6 protein-coding genes are annotated in these 8655 nt (G+C 71.2%); all 6 read left to right on the forward strand.

The window, feature by feature from the left end; all coding sequences use genetic code 11:
• Positions 1-49 precede the first annotated feature (49 nt).
• The 6 genes from eccCb (at position 50) to adh (ending at position 8503) form a co-directional block, all read left to right on the forward strand.
• Positions 50-3613 (forward strand): type VII secretion protein EccCb, encoded by a 3564-nt coding sequence (gene eccCb, locus A5727_RS18295; RefSeq protein WP_068252719.1) that lies wholly within the window; start codon positions 50-52, stop codon positions 3611-3613.
• Positions 3610-4773, forward strand: a complete 1164-nt coding sequence (locus A5727_RS18300) for a type VII secretion-associated protein (RefSeq protein WP_068252722.1) — start codon at positions 3610-3612, stop codon at positions 4771-4773. Before eccCb ends, A5727_RS18300 begins: the two co-directional genes overlap by 4 nt.
• A 79-nt stretch (positions 4774-4852) precedes the next feature.
• The gene (locus A5727_RS18305) at positions 4853-5164 is read left to right on the forward strand and encodes a WXG100 family type VII secretion target (protein WP_068252725.1); all 312 of its coding nucleotides are present in this window, start codon (positions 4853-4855) and stop codon (positions 5162-5164) included.
• Positions 5165-5173: 9 nt separating this feature from the next.
• Entirely contained in the window at positions 5174-5470 is a 297-nt protein-coding gene (locus tag A5727_RS18310) for a WXG100 family type VII secretion target (protein WP_068252729.1), read from the forward strand.
• Positions 5471-5572: 102 nt separating this feature from the next.
• A complete protein-coding gene (locus tag A5727_RS18315) occupies positions 5573-6862 on the forward strand; it encodes a helix-turn-helix domain-containing protein (RefSeq protein ID WP_068252732.1) in 1290 nt (429 codons plus the stop codon).
• Positions 6863-6979: 117 nt separating this feature from the next.
• Positions 6980-8503, forward strand: a complete 1524-nt coding sequence (gene adh / locus A5727_RS18320; protein ID WP_068252737.1) for an aldehyde dehydrogenase — start codon at positions 6980-6982, stop codon at positions 8501-8503.
• The last annotated feature ends 152 nt before the right edge of the window (positions 8504-8655 follow it).

Consider the following 8655-nt stretch of genomic DNA (forward strand, 5'->3'; position numbering starts at 1 on the left):
TCCACAGGTGAATTGCCGCCCACACCCTGGGCTGCCTACGTTCGCTCCCGTGGTGGACCGCACGGACGACGAGCACGTCGTGGTGATCGCCGCGCCGCCGGCACGTGCACGAGAGACGTCCGGGCGGTGGGCTCGGCTGCTGCCGCCGGCGGGTCTGCTGATCGGTGTCGCGGTGATGATCGCGCTCGGTGCGTCCGGCGGTTTCGGTCAGCACGGCGTGACGTCACTGATGTTCCCGGTGATGATGGTCGGTTCGACGCTGGCCTCACTGGCCTACACCTCGGGCGCATCGCGTCGGGGTGGCGTGGACCGCGAGCGTGACGACTACCTCGGGCATCTGCACCGGATGGCCGAGGTGCTGGACGCGCACGCCGACGCGCAGCGCGCGGACGCGCTGCTGCGGCATCCGGCGACCGACGAGCTCTGGGCCGCAGTCGGATCCGAGTCGATGTGGCGGAGCGGCCCCGTGCGCATCGGACTCGGAGACGGCGCGCCGAACCACAGGCCTGTCCGCGGTGAGCCCCGCCAGGCCGACGAGGTGCCCGATCCGGTCGGCGAGGCGGCACTGGCGGCGGTCCTGGGCCGGCACAGGGTGCTGGCCGGAATGCCCGTCGTGGTCGACGTGCTGGCTCACCGCGTGACGGCGGTCGCTGGTACAGCGTCGCAGGCTCGGGCGTTCCTGCGCAACGTGCTGTGCCGGTCGGCCGTGACGCACGGACCGGATGCGCTCTCAGTGACCGCTGTGGTCACCGCAATGACTGCAGCACAGTGGGATTGGATCAAATGGCTGCCACACGTCCGGCAGCCGACGGTCTACCGCGACCTCACCGTCGCGGTGGCCGCGCGCCAGTCGGGCACTCATCTGCTGGTGGTGATCGACGGTCCCGGCCCCGACCTGCCGACCCTGCCGCCGGAGGTGTCGGTGCTGACCGTCGGCCCCTGCGACGGTGCCGACATCACAGTCCGGTTGGAGGCGGAGGGGGCATGGTGGGGCACGCTCGGCGTGGCCCAACCGGACCTGATGTCGATGGCCCACGCGTGGGCGTGTGCCCGCAGACTGGCCCAGCACCGGGGTGCACCCGCGCGCCGCCGCGGCACCGAATGGCCGGATCTGATGGACGGTCGACCCGAGGGTGGCGCGCTGTGCGTTCCGCTGGGTGTCACCGACCACGGCGAGCCGGTGTCACTCGACATTCGGGAGGCTGCCGCGGGCGGCATGGGCCCGCACGGCCTGTGCATCGGCGCGACGGGATCGGGCAAGTCGGAGTTGTTGAAGACGATCGCACTCGGCATGGTCGCCGCGAACTCCTCGGAGGACCTCAACCTGATCCTGGTCGACTTCAAGGGCGGCGCGGCGTTTCTCGGCCTGGAGCGGGCCCCGCACGTCAGCGCCGTGATCACCAACCTCGCCGACGAGTCGTATCTGGTCGACCGCATGCAGGACGCGTTGGCCGGCGAGATCACCCGCCGTCAGCGGCTGCTGCGGGAGGCGGGCAACCTCTCCAGTGTCGCCGACTACGCCCGGGCCCGCGCCGAAGGTGCCGCGCTGCAGCCGCTTCCATCCCTGCTGGTGATCGTCGACGAGTTCGCCGAACTGCTCACCCACCACCCCGAGTTCATCGACACCTTCGGTGCGATCGGCCGCCTCGGCCGTTCGTTGGGCGTCCACCTGCTGCTGGCCAGTCAGCGTCTCGACGAGGGCCGGCTGCGGGGTCTGGAATCCCATCTGTCGTTCCGCATCTGCCTCAAGACGCTGTCCGCCGCGGAGTCCCGGGCCGTGCTCGGCGTGGCCGACGCCTACGAACTGCCGCGGTCGCCCGGCAACGGGTTCCTCAAGGTCGGCGCCGCCGAGCCGATCAGGTTCGCAGCCGCCCACGTCTCCGGCCCCGTGCGCCCGCCTGACCGGCAGCCGGATGAGATCGGCAGTGCACCAGCGCTCTTCACCACGTCCGTCGCAGAGGGTGTGACTCCGCCATCGGCGGACCGGTATCCGCGGTCGGTTCTCGATGCGGCACTGGACGGCGTCGCCGGGCGAGGTGCGCCCGCGCATCAGGTCTGGCTGACCCCGCTTGAGCGGTCTCCGTCGCTGGACGCCGTTCTCGCGCAGATGCCGGCGGCTGATCTGCGTGTCCCGGTCGGCGTGGTGGACCGTGTCTTCGACCAGCGTCGGGTGCCGCTCGTCGTGGACCTGTCCGGATCCGCGGGCAACGTCGCGGTGATCGGTGCCCCGCAGTCGGGGAAGAGCTGCACCCTGCGCACCCTGGCGACGGCACTGGCGGCCACGCATTCGCCGGGGCGAATTCAGTTGTACTGCCTGGACTTCGGCGGTGGTGGGTTGGCCCCGCTTCGGGCGTTGCCTCATGTGGGCGTGGTCGCGGGCCGGCGGGACACCGAACTGGCGGCCCGCACCGTCGCGGAGCTCAGCGCGCTGGTGCGCCGCCGGGAGGTGCTGTTCGCCCGCGCGGGAGCCGACTCGATGGCCGAGTACCAGCGGCGTCGGCCGCAGGAACCGGACGACGATCCCTACGGTGACGTCCTGCTGATCGTGGACGGATGGGGGTCCCTGCGGCAGGACAATGAGGCGCTCGAGGCGTCGATCACCGCGCTTGCGGCCGAGGGACTCTCGGTCGGCGTGCATGTGGCGATCGGCGCGACGCGATGGGCGGATCTGCGGCCCGTCCTGCGCGATCAGATCGGAACCCGGATCGAACTGCGGTTGGCCGACCCACTGGACTCGGAGATCGATCGGCGTGCCGCGCGTGGCGTCCCCATCGGCCGCCCCGGCCGAGGGCTGGCGGACGACGGGATGCCGCTGACGGTGGCACTGCCCCGGCTCGACGGAGGGGAGTGCCCGACCGGGCTGACGGAGGCCGCCCAGTGGGCGGGGACGCGGTTGGCGGCCAGGCATCCCGGTGTGCGCGCCCCCGCGGTCCGGGTGCTGCCCTCCCTCGTCGCGTTCGAGGAGCTCGAGGACCGCACCGAATCCATCGACACCACAATCACTCTCGGCATCGACGAGACCCGGCTGTCGAGGGTGTCCCTCGATTTCGACGAGCAGCCGCACCTGCTGATCCTCGGCGACCCCGGGTCGGGCAAGACCGCGGCGTTGCGCACCGTGGTCCGGCAGCTGCCCGCGACGGCGGACGTGGTCGTCGTCGATCCGAGACGCACCCTGGACCCGCCGCGGGTCGTCAGGCACGCCGGCACCGGTGCGCAGGTGACCGCCGTGATCGATGATCTGCTCCCCGAGCTGCATCGGCGGATCGGCGCTGGACACTTCGCGCACCGGGTGTTCCTGGTGGTCGACGATTACCACCTCATCGCGGCGGGGGATCCGTTCGCGGCACTGCTCGCCGTGCTGCCGCACGCACGCGACATCGGGCTGCACATGGTGATCGCCCGGCGCAGTGCCGGCGCTGGCCGCGCCCTGTACGAACCGGTGCTGGCCGCCGTCCGGGACGGGGACGCGGCGGGCCTGCAGTTGAGCACCGGCACCGACGAGGGCCCGACGCTGGCCGCCGGGCGGGCCCGGGTGCGGCCGCCCGGGCGGGGTGTTCTGGTCACGCGCAGCGGTGGCCAACGGATCATCCAAACCGCCTGGAGTGGAGCGTGACTCGTACCGTGATGTGCGAGATGGGGCCGGTCTCCGTGCGGACACTGGGTCCGGGTCGCACGATCGGCGGGGATCCCGTCCTCGCCGCGGCGGTGCTCGAACACGAGGTCGACACCCTCACGGTCCTCGGCGACGACGTCGTGCCCACCGCCGAGGTGTGGCGACGTCTGCTCGAACCGCTGTTGGGCGGGGCGGCTACGGCGACGCTGGTCCATCCCACGTGGTGGCGGCCCGCGCGGTGTGCCGTGCTCGCCGAAGCCGTCGCCACCCTGTGTCCGGCGGTGCTCACCACCCGGGCGGACATGGTGACCGCGGCCGGGGCGGCGCTGGTGGAGATCGCGCCACGGCTCGTGCTGATTCACCGAGCGCGCGAGGTGCCGGCCGCCGTGCCGCGCCCCGTGCTGTCCGACGACCCGGCCGCGGTGGTGGCCGACGTGGTGCGCGCGGTGCTGGACTCCCAGGAGCCCGGACCGGTATGGCTCGATGCGCCGCTCGACGTGCCCGGGGCGCGAGCGCTCGCGGCCGGCATCGCCGACCGTCTGGCCGCTGCGGGGCGGGCCAGCCGCACCGTGGACCCGCTTCGATGGGTGTCGGCCGGCCCCGAGACCGAATCGCTGTCGGGGGATCGGTCCCGCGTCGGGATTCGGTCGGCGGCAACGGTGGCCGTTGCCCTGCTGCTGTCGGCCGCGCTGATCTGGTGGATGGGCTCATCGCCGGGACCCGGGCCGGCCGGGCCCACAGCGACGCTCGTCGAAGGCCGGGTGGCCGCGGCGATCCCGCGGGACTGGACCGTTCGCCACGTCGGGACCGGACCCGGGTCGAGACGAGTGGAGGTGGTGTCGCCCGACACCACGAAGGTGCTGCACCTGACGCAGGCTCCGGTGCCCGGGCGGGGGATGGCCGAGGTCGCGGCCCAGCTGCGGGCGTCGCTCGACTCGCAGTCGCCCGGCGTGTTCGTCGACTTCAATCCGGGGGACCAGCGGGCCGGACGCCACGTCGTCAGCTACCGGGAGCAGCGCGGTGCCCGGGACATTCGATGGTTCGTGCTCGTCGACGGCGACACCCGCATCGGCATCGGCTGTCAGAGCGGTCGCGGTGCCGAACGGGACGTGGCGCAGGTGTGTGACGACGCGGTGCGCACTGCGCGCCAGATCCGCTGACGTGGAACCGATTCGGGTGTCGCACCGTCCAATGATCAACAGCTTCATCCGGCCAGGACAGAACCCGAGGAGAGAACCGATGACAGACACGCTGTCCACAGATTTCGCGTTGATGGGCAGGGCTGCGGCCGCCACCGACGCCCGCAGCGCCGAGGTCCGCGCCCTGCTGCAGACCTTCCTGGCGCGCATGACCGCGGTGCCGCCGTCGGTCTGGAGCGGTCCGGCGGCCACGGTGTTCCACGACGCGGTGGGGCGCTGGAGCGCCGAGTCGAATCGACTGTGCAGCGCACTCGACGGAATCGCCGCGACCATCCGGTCCAACGAGCAGTCGCTGCGGGAGGCCGCCGACACCCATGCCCGCCATCTCGGCGCCGCGGCCGCGGACCTCTAGGGAGACGCCATGGACCCCGTCCTGTCCTATCAGTTCGGTGAGATCGAAGCGGTCGTGCGGCGCGAGATCCACGCCACCGCGACTCAGCTGAACGCGCTGCTCGACGACCTCAAGGCCGCGATCGCGCCCCTGCAGGAGGTGTGGACCCGGGACGCGGCGGCCGCCTACCGCGTCGAGCAGGCCCGGTGGAACCAGTCCGCGACCGCGCTCAACGACATCCTCGTCCGACTCGGCAATGCGGTGCGGGATGGGACCGCCGCCGTCGCCGAAGCCGACCGGCACGCCGCCACCATCTGGTACCGGTAGCCGGCATCAGACCGCTGCGCGGCCCCGGGCGGGAGGAGAGCCCAACCGGGGCCGCGCAGACGCCGTGTACGCCCTCACGAACCCGGCGTATCGTCTTCGCACGTGACCTCGGCGGACAGGACTGCACGAAGCGATCCCTCGCGGGCGCGCGCTGTCCGGACGGCGCACGAGAAGTTCCTCGCCGGTGAGGCCGGGGCCGCCGATCTCGAGATCGTCCGACCGGTGATCGCGCAGAGTTGGCAGCGCAGCCTGGACAGGGGGGTCGACCCCGACATCTGCGGTGCCCGCGAGTCGTCGGCCGCCCAGCAGATCCTCGACATGCGCGACCGGCATCCGCTGGCCCCCGCGCTGCCGGTGATCCGTCGCCTCCTCGTCGAGGACGCCATGGAGTCCGGTGCGCTCGTGGCCGTCACGTCGGCCGACGGCACCCTGCTGTGGGTCGAAGGCGACGCCGGCGCGCGGCGTAAGGCCGAGCAGATGAACTTTGTGCCCGGTGCGGACTGGAGTGAGCGCGGCGCGGGCACCAACGCGCCCGGCACCGCGCTCGCGCTGGACCGCGAACTGCAGATCCACGGTTCCGAGCACTTCTCGCGCATCGTGCAGCCGTGGAGTTGTACGGCCGCACCCGTGCACGACCCCGACAGCGGCGCGCTGCTCGGAGCGATCGATCTGACCGGGGGAGTGCAGATCGCCTCGCCGCAGACGCTGGCGCTGGTGCGCGCGACGGCCGTCGCGGTGGAGAACCATCTGGCGCTGCTGAGACTGACCGGAGCGACGCCCGAGCCCGCGGCACCCCAGCCGCACCTGGTGGTCCTCGGGGCCGATCGCCCGCGCTGGGTCGTCACCGACGAGTTCGGTCACCTGCGCGCATCGCAGTTGACCGGCCGGCACGCCGACATCCTGGTGCTGCTGAGCCGCCATCCGGAGGGGCTCAGCGCCGACCATCTGGCGGTGCTGCTCGACGACAAGGACCTCGACGTGGTCACGGTGCGCGCCGAGATGTCCCGGCTGCGCAAGGTGATCGGCGGGCCGCAGCTGGGGTCGCGGCCCTACCGGCTGACGCTGCCGATCACCACCGACGTCGGCGAGGTCTTCGCGGCCCTCGACTCCGGTGACGTCGAGACCGCCCTGGCGCGTTACCAGGGCCCGCTGCTGCCGCAGTCCGTGTCGCCGGCCATCGCTCGGCTCCGCACGCAGTTGTCGGCCACCCTGCGGGCCGCCGTGCTGGCCGAGGCGGCGCAGTCGCCCCAGCTGCTGCGGCGGTGGCTCGATCTGCCCGAGGGCCGCGACGACCGTGACGGGTGGGAAGCGCTGCACCGCAGCGCCCCCGACACCGTCAGCCGCGCGCAGGCCGGCGGTCATCTGGCGGGCATCGACTTCGCCTTCGGCTGACAGAGCACCCGGCACCCTGATCAACCGGTCGTCGGCCGACCGCGCCAGTGCAACCGTGGTGCAACCCTCACCGGCCTATGTTCAGTGACGACCGACACATTTCGAGAGGTTGCAACCATGACTGTCTACGCACGTCCCGGCACCGACGGCGCCCTGATGTCGTTCGAGGCCCGGTACGACAACTACATCGGCGGCGAGTGGGTGGCGCCGACCGCGGGTCGCTACTTCGAGAACCGCACACCGGTGACGGGTGAGGTGTTCTGCGAGGTTGCGCGCTCGGACGAGTCCGACATCGAGAAGGCGCTCGACGCGGCCCACGCCGCCGCACCGGCGTGGGGCAAGACCTCCGCGGCCGAGCGGGCCGTCATCCTCAACAAGATCGCCGACCGGATCGAGGAGAACCTCGAGGCGATCGCGGTCGCCGAGTCCTGGGACAACGGCAAGCCGATCCGCGAGACGCTCAACGCCGACCTCCCGCTGGCCGTGGACCACTTCCGGTACTACGCCGGCGCGATCCGCGCCCAGGAGGGCTCGCTGTCGGAGATCGACGCCGACACCGTCGCGTACCACTTCCACGAGCCGCTCGGTGTGGTCGGCCAGATCATTCCGTGGAACTTCCCGATCCTGATGGCGGTCTGGAAACTGGCCCCGGCGCTGGCGGCGGGCAACGCGATCGTGCTCAAACCCGCTGAGCAGACCCCGGCCTCGGTGCTGTACCTGTTCTCGATCATCGGGGACCTGCTGCCCGCCGGTGTGGTCAACATCGTCAACGGTTTCGGCGTCGAGGCGGGCAAGCCGCTGGCGTCGAGCAACCGCATCGCGAAGATCGCCTTCACGGGCGAGACCACCACGGGCCGGCTGATCATGCAGTACGCCAGCCAGAACCTCATCCCGGTGACCCTGGAGCTGGGCGGCAAGAGCCCCAACATCTTCTTCAACGACGTGCTCGCCGCCAACGACGACTACCAGGACAAGGCGCTCGAGGGCTTCACGATGTTCGCCCTCAACCAGGGTGAGGTCTGCACCTGCCCGTCGCGCTCACTGATCCAGGCCGACATCTACGACGAGTTCCTGGCGATGGCGGCCATCCGCACCAAGGCCGTGCGCCAGGGTGATCCGCTGGACACCGAGACCATGATCGGTGCGCAGGCATCCAACGATCAGCTCGAGAAGATCCTGTCCTACATCGAGATCGGCAAGAGCGAGGGCGCCACCGTCGTCACCGGCGGTGAGCGGGCCGAACTGGGCGGCGACCTCAACGGCGGTTACTACGTTGCGCCGACGATCTTCACCGGCCACAACAAGATGCGGATCTTCCAGGAGGAGATCTTCGGACCCGTCGTCGCGGTGACGTCCTTCACCGACTACGACGACGCGATGAGCCTGGCCAACGACACGCTGTACGGCCTGGGAGCGGGCGTCTGGAGCCGCGACGGCAACACCGCCTACCGCGCCGGGCGCGACATCAAGGCCGGTCGCGTGTGGACCAACTGCTACCACCAGTACCCCGCGCACGCCGCGTTCGGTGGTTACAAGCAGTCCGGCATCGGGCGGGAGAACCACCTGATGATGCTCGACCACTACCAGCAGACCAAGAACCTGCTGGTGAGCTACAGCAACAAGGCTCTGGGCTTCTTCTGATCCCCATCCCCTGAGACGACCCCCCCGCGGGGGCCCCGGGGGGGGGGTCGTTTGCGCCTCAACAAGTAAAGGCCAAAAACCCACCGGGTGGGGCCGCGGGAGTTGGCTGCCCCCCGGCGGGGGGGGCCCCCCCCCCCCCCCCCCCCCGGGTC

The organism is Mycobacterium sp. ACS4331, assembly GCF_001667265.1.
Taxonomy (GTDB): domain Bacteria; phylum Actinomycetota; class Actinomycetes; order Mycobacteriales; family Mycobacteriaceae; genus Mycobacterium.

Bases quoted from the DNA above. Each gene is read 5' to 3' on its own strand.
- A5727_RS18305 (WP_068252725.1), top strand. From the start codon at position 4,853: ATGACAGACACGCTGTCCACAGATTTCGCGTTGATGGGCAGGGCTGCG.
- A5727_RS18310 (WP_068252729.1), top strand. From the start codon at position 5,174: ATGGACCCCGTCCTGTCCTATCAGTTCGGTGAGATCGAAGCGGTCGTG.
- adh (WP_068252737.1), top strand. From the start codon at position 6,980: ATGACTGTCTACGCACGTCCCGGCACCGACGGCGCCCTGATGTCGTTC.